22 protein-coding genes are annotated in these 20,611 nt (G+C 44.1%); 16 read left to right on the forward strand and 6 right to left on the reverse strand.

Features of this window, described 5'->3' with window-relative positions:
- Positions 1-45: 45 nt before the first annotated feature.
- Positions 46-987: an LpxL/LpxP family Kdo(2)-lipid IV(A) lauroyl/palmitoleoyl acyltransferase gene (lpxL, locus tag FE810_RS03045; RefSeq protein ID WP_138318557.1), complete on the reverse strand. Its 942-nt coding sequence runs from the start codon at positions 985-987 to the stop codon at positions 46-48.
- Positions 988-1,105: 118 nt separating this feature from the next.
- On the opposite strand from lpxL, the gene hldE reads away from it, so the two are divergent.
- On the forward strand, positions 1,106-2,533 hold the full coding sequence (gene hldE / locus FE810_RS03050; protein WP_138318558.1) for a bifunctional D-glycero-beta-D-manno-heptose-7-phosphate kinase/D-glycero-beta-D-manno-heptose 1-phosphate adenylyltransferase HldE: 1,428 nt from the start codon (positions 1,106-1,108) through the stop codon (positions 2,531-2,533).
- Between the two features lie 344 nt (positions 2,534-2,877).
- Here the strand turns inward: hldE and tolC are convergent, their stop codons facing one another.
- The gene (tolC, locus tag FE810_RS03055; protein WP_138318559.1) at positions 2,878-4,305 is read right to left on the reverse strand and encodes an outer membrane channel protein TolC; all 1,428 of its coding nucleotides are present in this window, start codon (positions 4,303-4,305) and stop codon (positions 2,878-2,880) included.
- Positions 4,306-4,455: 150 nt separating this feature from the next.
- On the opposite strand from tolC, the gene FE810_RS03060 reads away from it, so the two are divergent.
- From FE810_RS03060 to FE810_RS03085, 6 genes are read left to right on the forward strand one after another with little or no spacing between them, the layout of a single operon-like run.
- Positions 4,456-5,085, forward strand: coding sequence for an NUDIX domain-containing protein (locus tag FE810_RS03060; protein ID WP_138318560.1), 630 nt, complete (start codon positions 4,456-4,458; stop codon positions 5,083-5,085).
- A gap of 22 nt (positions 5,086-5,107) precedes the next feature.
- On the forward strand, positions 5,108-5,557 hold the full coding sequence (locus FE810_RS03065) for a DUF1249 domain-containing protein (protein ID WP_138318561.1): 450 nt from the start codon (positions 5,108-5,110) through the stop codon (positions 5,555-5,557).
- 17 nt (positions 5,558-5,574) lie between these two features.
- Positions 5,575-6,336 carry a metallophosphoesterase gene (locus tag FE810_RS03070; RefSeq protein WP_171022236.1) on the forward strand — a complete coding sequence of 254 codons (762 nt, stop codon included), beginning with the start codon at positions 5,575-5,577 and terminating at the stop codon, positions 6,334-6,336.
- Between the two features lie 39 nt (positions 6,337-6,375).
- On the forward strand, positions 6,376-7,005 hold the full coding sequence (locus tag FE810_RS03075) for a YqiA/YcfP family alpha/beta fold hydrolase (RefSeq protein WP_246036874.1): 630 nt from the start codon (positions 6,376-6,378) through the stop codon (positions 7,003-7,005).
- Positions 7,002-8,888 (forward strand): DNA topoisomerase IV subunit B, encoded by a 1,887-nt coding sequence (parE, locus tag FE810_RS03080; RefSeq protein WP_138318564.1) that lies wholly within the window; start codon positions 7,002-7,004, stop codon positions 8,886-8,888. Before FE810_RS03075 ends, parE begins: the two co-directional genes overlap by 4 nt.
- A gap of 34 nt (positions 8,889-8,922) precedes the next feature.
- Entirely contained in the window at positions 8,923-9,474 is a 552-nt protein-coding gene (locus tag FE810_RS03085; RefSeq protein WP_138318565.1) for a lipid-binding SYLF domain-containing protein, read from the forward strand.
- An 85-nt stretch (positions 9,475-9,559) separates the two neighbouring features.
- On the opposite strand, the gene FE810_RS03090 is transcribed toward FE810_RS03085, so the two are convergent.
- Together FE810_RS03090 and FE810_RS03095 are read right to left on the reverse strand one after the other, a co-directional pair.
- Positions 9,560-10,039 carry a pilin gene (locus FE810_RS03090; protein ID WP_138318566.1) on the reverse strand — a complete coding sequence of 160 codons (480 nt, stop codon included), beginning with the start codon at positions 10,037-10,039 and terminating at the stop codon, positions 9,560-9,562.
- Positions 10,036-10,791 carry a hypothetical protein gene (locus FE810_RS03095; protein ID WP_212744451.1) on the reverse strand — a complete coding sequence of 252 codons (756 nt, stop codon included), beginning with the start codon at positions 10,789-10,791 and terminating at the stop codon, positions 10,036-10,038. The genes FE810_RS03090 and FE810_RS03095 overlap by 4 nt, the downstream gene beginning before the upstream one ends.
- A gap of 306 nt (positions 10,792-11,097) precedes the next feature.
- On the opposite strand from FE810_RS03095, the gene FE810_RS03100 reads away from it, so the two are divergent.
- The 7 genes from FE810_RS03100 to rraB all read left to right on the forward strand — a co-directional run bounded on the left by FE810_RS03100 (position 11,098) and on the right by rraB (position 18,070).
- Positions 11,098-11,433, forward strand: coding sequence for an ArsR/SmtB family transcription factor (locus FE810_RS03100; RefSeq protein WP_138318568.1), 336 nt, complete (start codon positions 11,098-11,100; stop codon positions 11,431-11,433).
- Between the two features lie 51 nt (positions 11,434-11,484).
- Positions 11,485-12,489: an ArsJ-associated glyceraldehyde-3-phosphate dehydrogenase gene (locus FE810_RS03105; protein ID WP_138318569.1), complete on the forward strand. Its 1,005-nt coding sequence runs from the start codon at positions 11,485-11,487 to the stop codon at positions 12,487-12,489.
- A 2-nt stretch (positions 12,490-12,491) separates the two neighbouring features.
- Positions 12,492-13,721 (forward strand): organoarsenical effux MFS transporter ArsJ, encoded by a 1,230-nt coding sequence (arsJ, locus tag FE810_RS03110; protein WP_138318689.1) that lies wholly within the window; start codon positions 12,492-12,494, stop codon positions 13,719-13,721.
- Positions 13,722-13,888: 167 nt separating this feature from the next.
- Complete coding sequence (locus tag FE810_RS03115; RefSeq protein WP_138318570.1) at positions 13,889-14,329, forward strand: VOC family protein; 441 nt, start codon at positions 13,889-13,891, stop codon at positions 14,327-14,329.
- A gap of 147 nt (positions 14,330-14,476) precedes the next feature.
- Positions 14,477-16,735 (forward strand): DNA topoisomerase IV subunit A, encoded by a 2,259-nt coding sequence (parC, locus tag FE810_RS03120; protein WP_138318571.1) that lies wholly within the window; start codon positions 14,477-14,479, stop codon positions 16,733-16,735.
- A 222-nt stretch (positions 16,736-16,957) separates the two neighbouring features.
- Positions 16,958-17,716: a 1-acylglycerol-3-phosphate O-acyltransferase gene (locus FE810_RS03125; RefSeq protein WP_138318572.1), complete on the forward strand. Its 759-nt coding sequence runs from the start codon at positions 16,958-16,960 to the stop codon at positions 17,714-17,716.
- Positions 17,717-17,719: 3 nt separating this feature from the next.
- Positions 17,720-18,070, forward strand: coding sequence for a ribonuclease E inhibitor RraB (rraB, locus tag FE810_RS03130; RefSeq protein ID WP_138318573.1), 351 nt, complete (start codon positions 17,720-17,722; stop codon positions 18,068-18,070).
- Between the two features lie 64 nt (positions 18,071-18,134).
- On the opposite strand, the gene FE810_RS03135 is transcribed toward rraB, so the two are convergent.
- A complete protein-coding gene (locus tag FE810_RS03135; RefSeq protein ID WP_212744452.1) occupies positions 18,135-18,338 on the reverse strand; it encodes a PA3496 family putative envelope integrity protein in 204 nt (67 codons plus the stop codon).
- Between the two features lie 393 nt (positions 18,339-18,731).
- Between FE810_RS03135 and FE810_RS03140 the strand changes: the two genes are divergently transcribed.
- Positions 18,732-19,478 carry an SDR family oxidoreductase gene (locus tag FE810_RS03140; RefSeq protein ID WP_171022238.1) on the forward strand — a complete coding sequence of 249 codons (747 nt, stop codon included), beginning with the start codon at positions 18,732-18,734 and terminating at the stop codon, positions 19,476-19,478.
- An 86-nt stretch (positions 19,479-19,564) separates the two neighbouring features.
- Here FE810_RS03140 and FE810_RS03145 read toward each other — a convergent pair whose 3' ends face one another.
- Positions 19,565-19,885, reverse strand: a complete 321-nt coding sequence (locus FE810_RS03145) for a DUF3718 domain-containing protein (RefSeq protein ID WP_171022240.1) — start codon at positions 19,883-19,885, stop codon at positions 19,565-19,567.
- A gap of 378 nt (positions 19,886-20,263) precedes the next feature.
- Here FE810_RS03145 and FE810_RS03150 point away from each other — a divergent pair, with 378 nt between their 5' ends.
- Positions 20,264-20,611 (forward strand): YebG family protein, encoded by a 348-nt coding sequence (locus tag FE810_RS03150; RefSeq protein WP_138318576.1) that lies wholly within the window; start codon positions 20,264-20,266, stop codon positions 20,609-20,611.

Here is a 20,611-nt window from a genome sequence, read left to right on the forward strand (position 1 = left end):
TAATAAAGGCCTTTAAAAGGCCTTTATATTAAACCTACTTGAGCACTATTTTTTGTAGAAAGGTTCCGCGTCAGCATCTGGGCGGGTTTTAAAACGTCGATGCAACCACATATATTGTTCAGGATTTGCACTGATCGCCTTTTCAAGCTGTTGGTTTATTTTGGTGAGATCGGCGATATCATCGCCACTTGGGATATCGTCAAATACCGGTTTGATTTCTACCAAATACTGACCGGTTTTGTCATTGCGACTCGGATCGATTAAAAACGTTTTCACGCCTTTTTGTTTAGCGAATATCATAGTTCCTGTGGTTGTCGCGGTATCAGGGACATTGAAAAATGGAATAAATACCGAGCGGTTACGGCCATAATCCTGATCCGGTAAGTAGATACAGCTTTCGTGGTCGTGCAATGCTGAAATTAAGCCTTTGACATCTCGCTTTCCTAGCATGTATTTATTAGAACGACCACGTCCTTTGTATTGGAAGTACTCCATTAAAGGATTATTGTGGGGGCGATAAAAGACGACGCTTTTTTGATGTAAGCCAAAGCCTCGGCAGTGTAACTCCAGCGATAGATTGTGAAATGCCAACAACAAAACACCGTGCCCTTGCTGTTGAGCATTAGTGATATGCTCTAATCCTGTTAAGGTGAACTTACGTTTTACCCGCCAATCTGGCCACCACCAACCCATGCCTGTTTCCAATAGCGCGATGCCGGTATTTTCAAAATTTTTGCGAACTAATGCATCCCTTTTTTCCTGACTTAAGTGGGGAAAGCAAACGTCGATATTTTTTTGTGCGACCCGTTGTCTTGAACCGCCAATTCTCTGTAATAATCGGCCAATCCCACAACCCAATATAAATTGCAGTCGGTACGGCAGCAGGGAAATGGTGAATAACACAATGACGCCGAGCCAAGTTAACCAATACTTTGGTAATAAGAAGCTGGCTTTAAATTTGGTTTGTAATACTTTGTTTTTACTCAAGGCAACGTCAACTCATCAAAAAGCTTATGATACACTATACCCATAATTAACACTTAAAATGATTTCAGTGTGAAGTGATAGGCTCGATTCTGAAATTATATCCAAAATGGAAAGCGGTATGAAAGTAGATATTCCAAATTTTAGTGGCGCAAGAGTGATGGTGGTTGGCGACATTATGCTTGACCGATACTGGTTGGGGCCAACGTCCCGAATCTCACCAGAAGCGCCAGTACCTGTGGTGAAAATCGATAACAACGAAGACCGTCCAGGCGGTGCCGCTAACGTTGCCTTGAACATTGCCAGCCTTGGTGGCCAGGTAACATTATCGGGTATTACCGGTGAAGATGAAGCTAGTGATGCCTTAGATTCATCCCTTTCATCGCTGGATGTTATCTGCCAATTTGCCCGCTACCCGGATATTCCAACGATTACCAAGCTACGGGTTATGAGCCGTAATCAACAGTTGATTCGCCTGGATTTTGAAGACTCTTTGGATGAACTGAATAAAGATGAATTATATCAGCAGGTCGAACAGCACATTGATCAGCACCATCTGTTGCTATTATCCGATTATGCCAAAGGTACCCTAAGCGATGTGCAAAGGCTGATTAAGATTGCTAAACACCATAAAATTCCAGTCTTGGTTGATCCGAAAGGTGATGACTTTAGCAAGTATCGCGGTGCGGATCTTATTACGCCGAATATGTCAGAGTTTGAAGCGGTGGTTGGCCTTTGCCATGATGAACAGGACATTCTCGATAAAGGACAAAAACTGCTCGCAGAACTGGATTTGAAAGCTTTGCTTGTCACGCGTTCAGAGCACGGCATGACGTTAATTCGTGCCAATGAAGAAGAATTGCATTTGCCGACGCATGCGAAAGAGGTCTTCGATGTTACCGGTGCCGGAGATACAGTAATTGCCACCTTAGCATTATCCATTGCTGCAGGTTCATCATTCGGTCAAGCCAGTGCATTAGCAAATATTGCGGCGGGTATCGTAGTCGGTAAACTCGGCACGTCTACCGTCAGTGAAGTGGAAATTTCTCAGGCGATTCAATCCGGCCAGGAAAGCGGCTCCGGGGTGGTTACTGAACAGCAACTTAAATTCATTATGGAACAGGCGCGGGAACGCGGTGAGAAAATAGTTATGACCAATGGTTGCTTTGATATTCTCCATGCCGGTCACGTATCGTATTTAACTCACGCCAGTGCGATTGGTGACCGGTTAATCGTCGCGGTTAATGACGACGACTCGGTTAAGCGCTTAAAAGGCAATGGCAGACCGATTAATCCGGTGGATCGTCGTATGGCGGTATTAGCGGGACTTGGTGCGGTTGACTGGGTGGTGAACTTTTCCGAAGATACTCCGCAACGATTGATAGCAGGCTTATTACCGGATGTCCTGGTCAAAGGTGGTGATTATACCGTTGATGCGATTGCGGGCGGCAAAGAAGTCATTGCCAATGGCGGTGAAGTCAGGGTACTAAATTTTGAAGATGGTATATCCACCACGGAAATTATCAATACGATTCGTTTAGAAGATTAGTTCGATTCGCTGTCGAGACTGACGCGAATCGAACGGGAAGCTTCCAAATCTATGAGGGAAGTTTTGTGGAGGGATTCAAAATTTCGAAGGTTATGACCAAGGATGGTCGGTATGCCGAAAATGCAGGAGCAATTTTCGGTGGAGTTTCAGCGAAGCTGAAATGGTGGAGTCGAGATGATGTACATCTCGAAGAGGCGCTTTTTCAATGAACCAAAATGCTCTTTAAATCGCATTTTCTCCACCCAAAACATCACAGCGAGAATGTTTTATCCCTCTGTTCATCTTCCCTCTAAAACAAAAAAGCCCGCGCTAGCGGGCTTTTTTGAATCTATAGTTTAACAAGCCTAGACGTTGTCCGGGTCCATCGGTTTGGCTTCTTGAAGGCCAGCATTGATGGTGTTAATGTCTTCTTCGGTAATGGTACCTGCCGATTCTTTTAACAACAGCATGTTAATAATGTACTGGTAACGAGTCGTCGACAGGTTACGCTTGGCATTATATAAATTCCGAGTGCTGTCCAACACATCAACGATGGTACGGGTACCCACTTCGAAACCTGCTTCGGTGGCTTTTAATGCACTTTCTGCAGAAACAACCGATTGCTCAAACGCTTTTACGCCGGAAATTGTCGCTACGATTGTGTTATAAGCACTTCTCGATTCACGAACCACGGCGCGGTAGGTAATTTGCAAATCCTGATTGGCAGACACATACAAGTGTTTGGCTTCATCAACTTGAGAACTGGTGCGAAGGCCCGAAAAAATAGGGACATTTAATTGCACGCCAATCGAATTACTGTCGTTTTTGCTGCCATTTAACGTTTGGCCCGTTGACAGCGGTAATCCGTCTGGGCCGATAAATGTCGCAGGGTCATTACTTTGGTCTGTAGACGACCCGCCAATGCTACCGGTAAGACTTAAGGTAGGAAGGTGACCAGAAAAGGCTAAATCAATATTTTCTTTAGCGATATCTACCGACACTTTTTGATTGATTAACTGTAAGTTTTTCGCTTCAGCAAGTTGCTGCCAATTGTCCGCAGAACTTGGCGTTGGCATTACTGCGCTGAATCGCTCCGTATTGAGAGTATCGAGCTTGCGTGGGTATTTTCCAGTGATTTCGCGAAGAATTTCTTCAGCTTGATAAACGGCATTTTGTGCACGAATTTCTTCTGCAATCGAATTATCGTACTGCGCCTGTGCTTCATGAACATCGGTGATCGCGGTTAAGCCAACCGAGAAACGTTGTTTGGTTTGTTCGAGTTGACGTTCAATGGCATTTTTTTCCGCGATAGCAAATTCCAAACCGTCCTGTGCCGCTAACACATCGAAATACGCGGTAGTCACTCGAGTGATCAATTGCTGCTTGGCAAATTGATAATTTAAATCAAACTGATGAGCGGCTTTCTGAGTCGTTTCCAGCGTGATCCAACTATTGTGATGATAAAGCTGCATGTTCAGGTTAATGCCGTAATCGAACACATCACGATCGGTTGTGACTTCTAACTCTTCTTCTCCGGCAAAGGTCGCCAATAAAGATGGACTGGTTGAGGCACTAGACGTATATCCCAAGGCACCATTGATTTGCGGTAATAATACCGAACGAGCCTGGGTAATACGTTCTTCACTGGCTTGATATTGAGCTTTTGCTTTTTGAACCGTTGGATCATTGGCTAATGCCAACTGATACACTTCCTTCAAATCTTCGGCTGCGACAATGGAGCTTGTACACGCCAATACCACGCCAACAAATAACGCATTCAGTTTATTTGTCATGAGTTTTTCCTGTTTCTACTCAAACTTTAATTATTTTCAGCCATTGTATCGATTATTAATGGTATGCTGAAGAGATATCAGTTAATGATATCGATTAAAGTGTAACAGAATTTATTTCTAACGCCTTGTATTGATTACTAAGTATTCACAATGATTTCTGAAAATAGCGACGTTAAGGCAAATCCAGCCAAAGTTTTAGTTAAAAACAAGAAGACCGTGTTTAAGGGCTTTTTCCGGGTTGACGAGTGGCATATACAGCACGAACTCTTTGGTGGCGGGATGTCTCGGACATTTACCCGAGAAATTTTTGAACGGGGTGATGCGGTAATCCTGCTTCCTTACGACCAACGTCAGGATAAAGTATTACTGGTTGAACAGTTTCGTGCCGGCGCAGTACGTCCTGATGAACAGGCCTGGTTATTAGAGCCAGTTGCAGGAATGATTGAGGCTGGAGAAAGCCCTGCTGAGGTAGCTATCAGGGAGTCAGATGAAGAGGCGGGAATCCAATTACAGCCGGATGATTTGATTTTCATTATGGAGTATTTCTCGAGCCCGGGAGGTACCAGTGAAAAGCTCTACCTTTATTTGGGGCTGTGTGACTTGCCGGAGAGTCTCGCTGGGAAATTGCATGGTCTGGATCATGAAAATGAAGACATTCGCACCCATCTTTATACGCGAGAGCAAGCCCTTGATTTAATGACACAGGGTCGTATTACCAATGCGTCTACTATAATTGCTTTACAGTGGTTGGCGTTAAATTATCAAAAATTGTCGCCTTAAATAATAAGTAGTGGAATTTATCGTGACTCATTCTCAGCGCTATCATCCTGATTTAAAAAAACTATTAAATAGTTGCGAAATTAATTATGTGTTGTTGTTGCGGCTAATGGGAAACATCAATGACGTTGGCGAACTGCGAGAGTTTTTTATTGATGATGATCATGCGTTTCAGTTAACCATCACCGAGCAATCCCGTTACACCCATGTTGTCGAATTCAGGCAACTCACCCACAAAGCATCAAACTCTAGTGTTATGGGAAAGCTGGTTAGTAAACCGTTTATGGTGATCCGGCTGTACCATGATGCCCGCGTGGCGGAAATTATCGAGTCTGCGCAAACTCGCCAGATCAAACCGAGATACGATTATCCAAATCAGGCGATGATGCAACCCGACGAAAAACAGCAAACCCAGCTGTTCCTGACGGAGTGGTTGCAAACCTGCCTGCGTCTGGGGCAAACTGCAGTTAAATAGCCAATTAAGTTATCAAGGTGTCTAGTATCGTCTTTGCCCAATTTAGTGACAGTCATTTATTCGGCGACAAGTCTTCTTCACATTTTGGTCAGAATGTTTATCAAAATCTGCTGGAAGTACTTGTTCATATTCGCGACGAGCAGAATATTCAGTTTGCCATTTTTACTGGCGATTTGACTCAGGATCATAGTGATCAAAGTTATCGGAATTTTGTTGAGGCAATGACGGAAAGCGGGATTCAGGTGCCGATTTACTGGCTGGCAGGAAACCATGACTCGCTGGAAAAAATGAATACGCTGCTTGATCACCCTTTGATTCACCACGATAAAACGGTGAATGTCGACGACCTGCAGTTGTTATTGTTAAATTCCAAATCGGATAGTCCCGCGGGTTTAGTAAAACCCGAGGAGTTACAAAAACTGGCGAATGTATCAACCCCGACGTTGATATTCATGCACCATCATCCGTTACCGGTAAATTACTTTATCGACCGACATGGGCTCGAAAATCGTCAGGAGTTTTGGCAAATCGTGAATCAACAGGAAAATGTGATTGGAGTAGCTTGCGGTCATATCCATCGTGGCTTGACGATTGCCGCTAGTGGTGAAAATAAAGCCCCCCTATATGGGTGTCCGGCGACATCGATTCAGTTCGATCCCGCTTATGATGGTGTCAGGCCATTACCTCAGGGGCCGGGATACCGACAATTTTGTTATCGGAATAATACACTTACCACACAAATCATAAGTCTGGCTTATGATGGCGTAAGGGTGAGTTAGCGTCCGTATATTATTGTTTGATTTATGAAGGAATTATCTTTGAACAATTCACAAATTTTATTTATTCATGGTTTTAATAGTTCACCAAAATCATTGAAAGCGGAAAAAGCTCGTGAATACTTTCGCCAGCATTTCCCCGATGTGGAATTTCATTGTCCACAGTTAAAGAACACCCCTAACGACGCGGTAGAACAGCTGCAAACGATTGTCCGTTCAAGACCGATGAGTACCTGGTATTTTATCGGCAGTTCACTTGGCGGCTATTTTGCCACGTATCTTGCTGAAAAATTGCAAGCAAAAGCCGTATTGATTAATCCGGCAGTGCGCCCCTTTGAGCTTCTGCAAGAGGTGCTAGGCGAGCATACGAATCCGTATACCGCAGAGACTTACCATATCACCAGCGCTGATTTACAATCGTTGCGAGAGTTTTGTGTCGGCATTGAAAGCCCACTAAATTTTTTAGTGATGGTACAAACTGGTGATGAAGTGTTAGATTATCGTCAGGCGGTAGAAAAATATAAGCAATGTCAGATGATTGTCCAACAAGGCGGCGACCACAGTTTTGTCGGTTTTGCCAACATGCTGAACGATATTGCGGACTTTTTTCAATTGCAGAAAACTCATTTAAATAATAATTCTAATAACTCAACAGCCAGATTAAGCAGATGACCGAGCAATATAATTCTGAATCAATCGAAGTATTAAGTGGCCTGGACCCGGTTCGCCGCCGTCCCGGCATGTATACCGACACTATCCGACCAAACCACCTGGGACAGGAAGTTATCGATAACTCTGTCGATGAAGCCCTTGCTGGCCATGCCAGCAATATTCAGGTGATTCTTCATGAAGATCAATCGTTAGAAGTTATCGATGATGGTCGAGGCATGCCAACCGATGTGCATCCCGAAGAAGGGGTTCCTGGCGTCGAACTGATTTTTACCAAGCTACATGCGGGTGGTAAATTTTCAAATAAAAACTATCAATTTTCTGGTGGTTTGCACGGGGTAGGTATCTCGGTTGTGAATGCACTGTCGACGCGAGTCGAAGTGACGGTAAAGCGCAATGCCAAAATTTTTGAGATGGCCTTTGAAAATGGTGAAAAAGCGTCAGATCTTGTGGAAACTGGCACCGTAGGTAAACGCAATACGGGTACGTGTGTGCGCTTTTGGCCAGATGCGAGTTATTTCGATACGCCAAAGTTTTCCGTAAATAAGCTATGCCACATATTAAAAGCGAAAGCCGTTCTTTGTCCTGGGTTGAGTATTAAATTCCACGACAAAGTGAAAAATGAAAAACATCAATGGTGTTATGAGAATGGCCTTGAGGATTACCTGAAAGATGCGGTCAGTAATTGGACGAGTTTGCCGGAACAACCCTTCATTGGTTCCTATTCATCGCAACACGAAGCGGTAGATTGGGCTGTAAACTGGTTAGTTGAAGGCGGTGAAACTGTCGGGGAGAGTTACGTTAACTTGATCCCGACGATCCAAGGCGGTACCCATGTGAATGGTTTGCGTCAGGGATTACTGGACTCGATGCGCGAGTTTTGTGAGTTCCGTAATTTGATCCCGCGGGGAGTAAAACTCACCCCTGATGATATCTGGGATAAATGTTGTTTTATTTTGTCGGTGAAAATTCAGGACCCACAATTTGCCGGACAAACCAAAGAAAGATTATCTTCTCGACAATGTTCAGCCTTTGTTTCTGGTGTGGTAAAAGACTCGTTTAGTTTATGGTTAAACGAACATACCGATATTGCCGAAGCGTTGGCAGAGTTTTGTATCAGTAACGCTCAGCGTCGTATGCGAGCCAGTAAAAAAGTGGTGCGTAAAAAAGTTACCCAGGGACCCGCGTTGCCAGGAAAGCTTACCGATTGTGGATCTCAAGAGCCTGAAAGAACAGAATTATTTCTGGTTGAGGGGGATTCTGCAGGAGGAAGTGCTAAACAGGCACGGGATCGAGAATTTCAGGCTATAATGCCTTTACGAGGTAAAATTTTGAACTCTTGGGAAGTGGAATCAGGACAGATTCTTGCTTCGCAGGAAATCCACGATATCTCTGTGGCCTTGGGAATCGATCCGGACAGTGAAGATCTTTCTTCATTGCGGTACGGCAAAATTTGTATTCTTGCCGATGCGGATTCGGATGGATTGCACATTGCAACATTGCTTTGTGCGCTATTTACCCAACATTTTTTACCTTTGGTTCAGGCCGGTCATGTTTATGTGGCGATGCCGCCGTTGTATCGTATCGACGTCGGTAAAGAAGTGTATTACGCCTTGGATGAACAGGAAAAGGAAGGGATACTCGATCGAATTGAAGCAGAGAAAAAACGTGGCAAGGTAAACGTACAGCGGTTTAAAGGTTTGGGTGAAATGAACCCCCTTCAATTGCGTGAAACCACCATGGATCCGAACACAAGGCGCTTGGTGCAACTGACAGTTGACGATTATGACAATACCATGGAACTCATGGATATGTTGCTTTCCAAAAAACGTGCCGGTGATCGGAAGGAATGGCTTCAAGAAAAAGGAAATTTGGTAAGCCTCTAATTACACTAAATTTCTATCCAAGTGAGGCTATGCAATGAAAAAACTTATAAGTCTATTAGCAGTCTTTATGTTCGTCGGCTGTTCAGCCGACGGCGATACCCCCGATGAGCAACGCGCCACCATTTTATCAATGAGTGAAGAAGTGGTTGCCGATGTTGAACAGGAAAGTCCGGGGGCCAAAGATATCATTATGAAAGCGCCGGGATATGCGGTATTTTCAAACGCTCAAGTGAACCTGCTAATCGTTGCTGCAGGCACCGGATACGGTGTTGTACATGACAATAACACTGGCGAAAACACCTATATGGACATGTATGAAGGTGGTGTAGGCCTTGGTTTAGGTGCAAAAGATTTCCGTGCGGTATTTGTCTTTAAAACCCAAGCCGCGATGGATAAGTTTGTTGAAGATGGCTGGGCATTTGGTGGTGAAGCCGATGCGGCAGCTAAAGCCGGCGATAAAGGCGGTCAAACCAGCGGTGGCGTGACGATTGGCGATATCATCGTTTATCAGATGACAGAAAGTGGCTTAGCGTTGCAGGCCACCTTGAAAGGCACAAAATATGTGAAAAACGATGAGCTAAATTAAGCTTGTTGTTTACCCCAATTAAAAAAGGCAGGGATAACCTGCCTTTTTCATTTCCAATAAACGCCGTTGATTGGTCCGTTGCTAGCTAGCCTCTGCAATCACCGGACAAGAATTCTTGACTCACGTCGGTTTTATTTTCGCCAATTGCGGTCAAACCCTTGTAGGCTTGATCGTACCCACATAGCCAGGATATTGGGCTCGTTGGACTACCATCGACTACGACTGGACGAAACGTTAAGTATTGACCTCTTAAAACCTGCGGCGCAGCATTGCCAATTTTGATATGAAATGCGCCATTTTCGACCGTGACACTTTCTATTTTATTGGTCATCAATTTGTCCGCTTGCGGCAATCCCGCCTCCTGATTATCTTTAGGAAAGGCTAAGTTGTGCGCATAATACTCGGTAATTGATTGTTTGATGTTGCCGGCATAAGTCATGGGCTCCGCCATATGTGCTTTTATGGTGTATGTTTGATAGGCAGGCAAACTAACGGAGGCCAATATACCAATGATGGCGACGACGATCATTAATTCGATTAGGGTAAATCCATTTACTCGCTTCATATTGTTGCTCCCAATTGAAATATCGGTAGATACATAACGTTAACCAGTTCATAAATTAGAAATATAATCAGCAAAAATACTAACGCAATATACCAACCCATCCGTTTTTCTATATCGTTTTCGAGGATGTTTTTCTGTTCCAATATCATCGCATTAATTTCTTCTGCAACATTCAGTTGATTTGCTTCAAGCCAATTTATTGATTGTGTGATTGGAGTGCCATTGCTAGCAAGCGGGGCCATTATTAACTGGTGAATAGCATCTATCTGGCGCCGAATTTTGCCCGGAACGATAATACGAAACAACCGTGATTTGTTTGGTTTGATAATGTAATTATCCACTTTCTTAATAAAGTGGTTAAGGATAAATGTGATCAACAAGGCACTGGCGAGCAGGAAAATTCCACTAAGCCATATTGAATCCATCGTCATTAGAGAGGCCGATACAGATATCTCGAGCTCAGCATAAACTGCTTCAAAGTTTGGCAATACATGATGGCGATAAATACCGCCGACCAACACAAAGACAATAAATAACCAAGTTAAATAGATTTGAAAATTACGATATCTTTTTCGTTGATTGGCATCGAAAGTAGATGAGTGAAAATCGAGCTGACTATATAATTTCGCAGAATATGCTAATTTTTTATCATCTTCGAGATCCAACATTCGACTAAACAGAAATGTTGGCAAGGCAGCAATTTTGCTTTTATTAAACGGAAAATTCGATTTAGCATCTTCAATCGTCTCCAATGCCTGAACTCTACTTTTTCCGTGCTTTAACTGGGTGGTCAGAATTCGACAATTAAACTTAAATTTTGACCAGCTCATAAATCCCTTTACCTGCGATAACCCGTTCACTTATTCGTGCCATATTAATACCTTAATGACGGTTAAAATACTAGGCTAGTGTGAACGCCGGAGAGAATATTGTTAATGAATTAAATAAGTTATATTGCTTATATGTAATTGCATATATATGATTTAACGTATATGGTGCGAATCAACAGGCTTGATAAACATTATTCACCGAGCATTTTTAATACGATGTAATTTACGATGCCAGACAGCTTTCCATTATTATTTTTTAAATCTCTGGCCGACGATACCCGGCTGAAAATTCTTTTACTGTTAACTAAAGAGCAGGAACTCTGCGTGTGTGACTTAACCACAGCGCTTGCGCTCTCTCAGCCAAAAATTTCTCGTCATCTGGCACTATTAAAACAACAGGAATTGATTACCAGCCGTCGCCAAGGGCAGTGGGTGTTCTATTCTCTAAACCAGTCTTTGCCTCAATGGTGTACAACCACGTTACAAGAATGCTTGGCTAAGCATCAAGGTTATGCGGCTAACGCATTGGCAATGCTGACTCGCTCAACATCAGGTTGTCTGTAAAAATCTGGTGAGATAGCAAATATTTATGATTAATTTATTAGGAAATGTACGATGACAATTCGAGTAGGCATCAACGGTTTTGGGCGCATGGGGCGCTTGGTTATGCGCGCTGCGTGGGATTGGCCGGAAGTGGAGTTCGTTCATATTAACGATCCTGCTGGCGATGCCAATACACTGGCGCATTTGCTAAATTTTGACTCAGTACATGGTCGTTGGCACCAAGAAGCGGTCGCCTGCGATAACACAATCACAGTTGCGGGAAGCGTGATATCCACCAGTGAAAATACCGCTATCGAAGATACCGACTGGTCGTTATGCGATATTGTCATCGAAGCCAGTGGTAAGATGAAAACCAAAGAAAAGCTTGCGGCGTATTTGCAACAAGGCGTTAAAAAAGTCGTAGTTACGGCACCCGTAAAACAGCAAGGAGTGTTAGATATCGTGATGGGGGTGAATGATCATCTCTATGATCCAGATAGCTACGATATTGTTACCGCAGCCTCTTGTACTACGAACTGCCTGGCTCCGGCGGTTAAAGTGCTCCATGAGGCGATTGGGATTCATCACGGCAGCATGACCACCATTCATGATATTACCAATACCCAAACCATACTCGATGCACCGCATAAAGATTTGCGCCGTTCACGAGCATGCGGGATGAGCCTGATCCCGACCACCACCGGTTCGGCGACCGCCATCACCCATATTTTTCCAGAACTTAAAGGGCGTTTAAACGGTCATGCGGTGCGTGTGCCATTGGCGAATGCGTCGTTAACTGATTGTGCATTTGAAATGAGTCGTGATACCGATGTTGAAGAGGTGAATCGACTATTTGCCGACGCTGAGCAAGGAGAGTTGGCAGGCATACTCGGTTATGAAGAACGTCCATTGGTATCCATTGATTATAAAACCGATCCGCGCTCTTGTATTGTCGATGCCTTATCGACGATGGTCATCAATAAACGGCAGGTGAAACTATACCTTTGGTACGATAATGAATGGGGTTATGCGAACCGAACGGCGGAACTCATGTTGAAGGTCGCAAAATCCTTGTGATGATGCTGTCACGCTTTCAGCAACTTCCGGCAAAGGTGCGCCAGTATTTACTGGTCACCCTAAATTACTGGGCGTTTACGTTAACCGACGGAGCGCTGCGCATGTTAGTGGTATTGCATTTTCATGCGCTAGGCTATGACGCCTTACAAATTGCCATGCTGTTCCTATTTTATGAATTCTTTGGGGTCGTTACCAATCTGGTTGGTGGCTGGCTAGGTGCTAGGATTGGCTTAAACCGAACCATGCAAATGGGCTTGCTGATGCAGGTTGTGGCGTTATTGATGCTGACCTTACCTGCAGATTACTTAATGATCCCATGGGTGATGGCGGCTCAGGCCTTATCGGGGATCGCTAAAGACCTCAATAAAATGAGTGCCAAATCCAGCGTTAAACATTTGGTGTCAGCACAACAGCAGGGGCAGTTATATAAGTGGGTGGCGATTCTCACGGGCTCAAAAAATACCTTGAAAGGCGTCGGATTCTTTCTCGGTGCGATTCTGCTCAGTACTTTAGGTTTTCAATATGCGATGCTGGCAATGGCATCTTTTTTATTGGTGATGGCGGTGATTTCGGCGATTTTCCTGCAACAGGACATGGGTAAAGCCAAGTATAAAGTCAAGTTTAAAGATATATTTTCGAAAAGCGCTGCGATAAACCGATTGTCTCTGGCTCGAATGTGTTTGTTTGCCGCCAGAGATGTCTGGTTTGTGGTCGCGTTGCCGGTATATTTTGCCAGTCAGGCGGGATGGAATGACTGGCGCGTTGGAGCATTTATGGCGTCCTGGGTGATTGGTTATGGTTTCATACAGGGGATCGCGCCGATGATTACGGAACGAAGTGATCGCAATGCGGTACAAAGTGCGACGGTGTGGGGTTGGGCACTCACCCTGATCACATTACTACTATGGATAATCTTTCAGCTGTATGCCTCGGATCATGAGCCTTTGACCTGGATTCTGGTTGTCGGTTTAATGGCGTTTGGATTTATCTTTGCTATTAACTCTTCCCTGCATAGTTATTTGATTGTGGCATTGGCGAAATCCGATGGCGTGTCGCTGGATGTCGGGTTTTATTATATGGCGAATGCGATGGGGCGCTTATTGGGGACAGTCGCATCAGGATATTTGTACCTGAACTATGGGTTGCAAGGATGTCTATTCATGGCAACAGGTCTGCTTGTCATCGCAAGTTTTACGATTAAATTTGTGCCAGCACCAAAACCTATCGCCTGATGTCATACGCTCTTTGATGAATACCGTGTTGTTCGAGCACCACCAAACTTCGATTGATAGGCAAAGATAACACTAAAAATATATGTATACATTGATATACAAGCATTTAAGCAAATAAGCACATAAGCTAAGAAGCACAAAAGCTAAACCGATGTAGGAGCGCCGTTATGTCAGCCAAGAACAAAATGTTAAAACAAGCACAAAAGAGCATTTGTCATCTATCGTTAGGCTGTAATGATTTAAGCAAAATGATTGAGTTTTACCGCGCTGTGTTGGCGACTTTGGATATCGAACAAGTTGCAGAGCACTCTGCGGCTGTCGCGTTTGGCAAAGGCTACCCGACCTTTTGGTTACAAAAGCCCTTTAATGATCAAAAGGCCACGGTTGGTAACGGCAGTCATATTGGCTTTATGTCGACCAGCAAATCGCAGGTAGAAAATTTTTATAAAACTGCGCTTGCCATGGGGGGCCGGTGCAACGGCAAACCCGGGCCACGAAAAGATTATGGCGATGCCTATTACGGGTGCTTTATTATCGATCCTGAGGGGCATCGAATTGAAGCGAGTTTTTGGGATTTTGAATTGGCCGAGGCACTAAAACATTCCTAAATCAAAGGCGAATAGTCGTCAAAATGGTTAAATTTAAAGAATATTTTATTTTCTCTATTTAGTGAAAAGGAAATATCAGATAAGCTAGAACAATAATAATAAAACGCAGCTAGGCCGACAGGCGAACCTCCAGGAAATTGTAATATTATGTCTGATGCAATTGATATGAGCCTTGAAGGGATTGAACAACTTCCCTTACGACGCTTCACAGAAGATGCCTACTTAAATTACTCCATGTACGTGATCATGGATCGCGCATTGCCTCACATCGGTGATGGTTTAAAGCCGGTTCAACGCCGCATTATTTATGCGATGTCAGAATTGGGTTTAACCGCTCTGGCGAAATACAAAAAATCGGCACGTACCGTCGGTGATGTATTGGGTAAGTTCCATCCGCATGGGGATTCGGCTTGTTATGAGGCCATGGTATTGATGGCTCAGCCATTCTCCTATCGCTATCCGTTAGTTGATGGACAAGGCAACTGGGGCGCGCCGGATGATCCCAAATCCTTTGCTGCAATGCGTTATACCGAAGCGAAGCTTTCAAAATTTAGTGAAGTATTACTTTCTGAGTTGGGGCAGGGCACGGCCGACTGGCTGCCAAACTTTGATGGTACTTTAAAAGAGCCAAAATGTTTACCGGCGCGTTTACCACACATCATGCTCAATGGCATTACCGGGATCGCAGTCGGAATGGCAACCGATATACCGCCACATAATGTACGGGAAATGGCCAACGCCTGTGTGCACCTAATCGACCAACCCAAAGCAGAGCTGCAAGATTTACTCGAGCATGTAAAAGGCCCAGATTATCCGACCGATGCGGAAATTATCACGCCCAAAGCGGATATTGAAAAGATTTATCAAACCGGTCGAGGCAGCATTAAAATGCGTGCCGTTTACGAAATGGAGCAAGGCGAGGTTGTGATCAACTCACTTCCACATCAGGCGTCAGGCGCTAAAATTCTTGAGCAAATTGCCGGACAAATGACCGCCAAAAAACTGCCGATGGTGGTGGATTTACGCGATGAGTCAGATCATGAAAATCCAACGCGATTGGTAATCGTACCGCGTTCAAATCGGGTCGAAATTGAACCTTTGATGCAGCATTTATTTGCATCAACGGATCTGGAAAAGAACTACCGGGTTAACTTAAATATGCTCGGCTTGGATAATCGTCCAGCAGTAAAGAATCTTAAGCAAATCCTGTCAGAATGGCTGGAGTACCGGCGCGAGACCATTCGCCGCCGTTTGCAGTATCGTCTCGATAAAGTGCTGGCGCGATTGCATATCCTCGATGGTTTATTGATTGCCTATTTAAATATTGATGAAGTCATTGCGATCATCCGTGAATACGATGATCCAAAAGCGGAGCTGATGCAGCGTTTTGAGTTATCAAAAACTCAAGCGGAAGCAATTCTGGAAATTAAACTTCGTCAGTTAGCCAAACTTGAAGAAATTAAGATCCGTGCCGAGCAGGACGAATTGAGTAAAGAGCGAGATCACTTAGAAAAAATCCTGGCATCGAAAGCACGCTTAAATACTTTAATGAAAAAAGAGATCCTGAAAGCGTCCGAAGATTATGGTGACGAACGTCGCTCAAAACTGGTCGAGCGCGCAGAAGCAAAAGCCATGTCTGAAAAAGATCTGGTGCCGTCCGAGCCCGTCTCTGTGGTTGTGTCTGAAAAAGGCTGGGCACGTTGTGCGAAAGGGCATGATATTGACCCGATGGCGATGTCCTATAAAGCCGGGGACAGTTATCTATGTTCCGCCAAAGGGCGTAGCAATCGTCCTGTGGTGTTTATCGACACTTCTGGTCGGGCATTTGCCACCGATGCCCACACTCTGCCTTCCGCCAGAAGTCAGGGGGAACCTTTAACCGGTCGATTTAGTATTGCCGCGGGCCAAAACATAACTCAGACAGTGATGGCCGATGATGAGCAGCCGTTTTTACTGGCGAGTGACAGTGGTTATGGCTTTATCGGCAAGTTTTCCGATATGGTATCGCGCAATAAAAATGGTAAAGCGTTATTAAGTTTGCCGCAAGGCGCTGAAGTTATGGCGCCACAAGCGGTGTCTGAGATTGAATCCTTGTCTTGTTTAGCGATTACCACAGAAGGTCGGATGTTATTGTTCCCATTAAAAGACCTGCCGCAGCTAAGCAAAGGTAAGGGGAATAAAATCATTAATATTCCGTCCGCTCGCGCCAAGGCCCGAGAGGAACTACTGGTTATATTGAGTGTTGTTGGTAATGAAGATTCCGTGACGCTATACGCGGGTAAACGCAAGCTAACCCTTAAACCAAGCGATTTAGAGCACTATCGTGGTGAACGTGGTCGTCGAGGCAACAAGCTTCCCAGGGGCCTGCAACGTGTTGAACGCATGGAAATTGATTCCCCGAACTAACGCTAACATCCAGGGCTGATTATGGAGAATCGCCCTTCACGATCAAACAAAGCCGGCTTATGTCGGCTTTTTCGTCTGCAGCTTTTGATACATCAACAGCAGCGTTACCTGACTCAATCTTAAAGGGTCACATTCAAGCTGTTCTATAATTGTAAGAATTTTTCCTCTGTTATCGACATTTGTGTATAATTGCGCTCCTTATTTAAGCGATAGAGGTTTACTGTGTTAGCGATCCTGCGCATTTTGACATTAGCGTTTTCATTAGTGCTGACTACACTCACATCCATTTTGATGTGTATTATTCGTCCATTTCATCGTGATAATGTATATTTTTCAGCGCATTTGATTGGCGGCTTATCGCCCGCGATTGGTGTAAAGCTGGAAGTACGTAAACCCGAGGGCGTCGAATACGAAGGTCCTGTGGTATACGTATGTAATCATCAAAATAGCTATGATATTTTTACGGTTGCCGGTTCGTTGCCAAAAGGTACGGTCAGTATTGGTAAAAAAAGCCTTAAGTGGATCCCATTTTTTGGGCAGATGTATTGGTTCACCGGTAATATTCTTATCGATCGTGCTAATCGCTCTAAAGCGCACAGTACTATTGCCTCCGCGGCACAAAAAATCAAAGAACGAAACATCTCTGTATGGTTATTTCCAGAGGGGACCCGTAGCTATGGACGTGGATTACTCCCTTTTAAAACCGGCGCCTTTCATACGGCGATGCAAGCGGATGTGCCTATCGTTCCGGTATGTGTTAGCAATTCCCATAATTTGGTGGACTTAAATCGTTGGAACAATGGCAAGATGATCATCGAATTTTTGCCGCCGATTCATATCCACGATAAAACCAAAGAAGGCGTTCGCCACGTTGCCAACAATACCCATGAGTTAATGCTGGCGAAAATTAACGAATTGAGTGTCGAAGCTGGGAACCCTTTCCAGCCGTTACACGAGAGCAAACAGGCAGAGCAGAGCTAAAATATGGAACAATCAGATTTAAACGAATGGTTAGAACACACCAGTGTTTTACTTGAAGAACTACTTGAAGATGGTTCTAACCCAGAAGTGGTTCACACCATAGAGCATCACTTTGCCAGCGAAGATTTTGAAACTCTGGAGAACGCCGCCGTTATCGCATTTAAACAAGGGTTGGAAGTTCAGGAGCCGGAACAAGCGGAGCTTGAAGATGGTACCCCAGTATTTTGCTTTGATATCGTGACTGAACAATATCTCGATGAAGATGTATTGCTCGAAGAAACCAAAGCCATGTATGCACTGGCGCAAAAATGTAAAGTGGAATATGACGGTTGGGGCACCTACTTCGAAGAATAGTGTTCAAGGTGTTGTGAGGCCAAGTGATTGTTTCATAATATCAACACACCGTCTGATGGGAGCTCTAAAGCTCCCATTCATCTTCATCCAATAATTCTTTCAAACGCTTTTTTTCCAGTAACTCATCAATTCTTTTACGTGTTTTTGCACTGACTTCATCATCTTCTTTTAACAAATCGTCAGTCGTCTCATCAGTATCTGAAACACCACCTGAATCTGTATCCAGATCGTCGTCGAAATCATCATTAATCATGTCATTGCCAGTCATTTAGAATACCTCAAAATTAAAATAGTCATACGGAAAATGGGGATAGGCTGCGCAACACAGGAGCTCTAAAAGCAAAAATAGGCAAAAATTTTTATAAGATCAAATGAAAAAATAACTGTCTGATTTGTTTGTTTTAATATTATTCAGATTGGCGTGAAAATCACCGTCGTAACGGATTATGACAATCAATCTAGCCAGAGAAACCCTGTACAATGCCCAAATAAAGCGACCTTCGATTTGATTACTGAGCTGATTACTGAGTCGATTACTGAGCTGATTATCGAGTCGATTAGTGAATTAACCCCTGAGGTGAAGTTAACTGAGAAACTGGGAATTTGTCTCCGCTCGAGGTAACGTAGTGTGTGTCAGTGAATAACCAAAGCATCAGAGATAATGAGAAAAAATATTTTGATTACCGGAGCGAGCTCCGGTTTAGGTCAGGAAATGGCCCGGCAATATGCAGCATTGGGTCGAAACCTGGTGTTATGTGCCCGTCGCAAAGAGGCATTGCAGGAGCTGGCCAAAGAATTATCAGAGAAGTTTCCAGAGCAACAAATTTTAGTGATGCCTTTGGATGTCAATGATGATGCCGAGGTATTCCATGTCTTTAAAGAAGCAAAAGCGCAACTTGGCGTTCTCGATCGCGTGATTGTGAATGCAGGGATTGGTCAAGGTGGGTCAATCGGTAAAGGTTTCTTCGCAGCCAATAAACGTACGGCAATGACAAATTTTGTTGCTGCATTGGCACAATGTGAAGCGGCGATGGAAATATTCCGAGAACAGAATGATGGTCACTTGGTGACGATTTCATCGGTAAGCTCTGAACGCGGCTTTCGTGGCGCATTTACGACATACGCTGCAACAAAAGCCGGTATTGCCTCACTAACGGAAGGGATCCGTATTGATGTCCTGCACAAACCCATCGCCGTGACAACGATACACCCAGGTTATATCGCGACGGATATTATCGACAAAGGAAATACGCCGCCATTTATGGTAGATGCGCCGACGGGGTGTAAGAGTATTATCAAGGCGATTGAGAAAGAAGTCGATAAGGCTTTCGTGCCGACGTGGCCCTGGGCAGTGGTTCGATACCTATTAGCCTGGTTACCCTTACGCATGATGCGCAAGTTTAGCTAACTCAAAGGCTTTCTCTGATTTGCGATAGCGTATGTATCCCAGAGAAAGCCGAACCTCAATGGTTGTTGTTACTCGCAAACTTGCCGCTATTTTAGCATCGCAAGATCGGTAATTTGAGTTTCACCGACACTTCGTTGTAAACGATCTGCGGTTTTACTGGCACCATTGTCATAGGCAAAGCTAATGATATCCTGACGATTACATACAACATTTAAAGCGACCGTCTGATGATCAAGGCGATAACTTTTGATGGTTTTGTTCATCCGTATAACATTATCACTTTTTGCCGCCTGGCAAATGTCTTGTAATGCGGTTTCCACCTGTTGATCCATTTGCGCGTTTACCTGAGCCGATGCCAAGGTGATTAATGTTGCCGTACAAGTTGCGATCATATTCAATGTTTTCATAGTATATTCCCCAATTAAGCAGTGTGTGGTCTTCATGTATATAGTGGCTTATGAATGACAAAAAGTTGTTTCGATAACGCTTGTGGATGTAACCATTGGTGTTGCGTTGCTGGCGATTAAATGCGCAGTTAAGCGCTGTTTAAATAGGAACCCTGGGCCATTTTATGTTTTTTTGGGGAACATTCTCTGACATAAACATTTACATTGGCTCGGCTTTTGACACGAAAAAACATAATTGCATCTGGCGGTTAATAAATTATATTGTTAATATACTGGATAAATATCCACTATTTAATGTTGGTATAACCCATTTAGTCAGCGATTCCAACCTAAGCGGTGGACGGGCTGAATTCAACACATCGAGATGAAGGGATAATTATGGCTGTAGAGAGTCGATTCGTAGTAGTTCGCAATGGCGTGGAGGTCGAAACGTTTATGGATAAGAAAACGGCTGATGAGTATGACAAGATGCTCGATATGGCGGATAACTTAAGCGTTTTGCTAGAGCAATCCGAATTACAATTAACGGAAATGAATATCGAAGAAATTAGTATTTATCTGGCGAAAAACCGTGAAGATATCTTGATCGCATTGCAGGCGAAAAAGCCGAAAGTGGTAAAACCTAAGGTTGCCGAAGCGGCGCCGGCGGAAGTTGTAAAAACTGCACCGAAACCAAAACCAGCGCCAAAACCAGCGCCAAAACCAAAAGCGAAAAAATCGGCGTAA

Source organism: Thalassotalea litorea (assembly GCF_005843925.1).
Taxonomy (GTDB): domain Bacteria; phylum Pseudomonadota; class Gammaproteobacteria; order Enterobacterales; family Alteromonadaceae; genus Thalassotalea_A; species Thalassotalea_A litorea_A.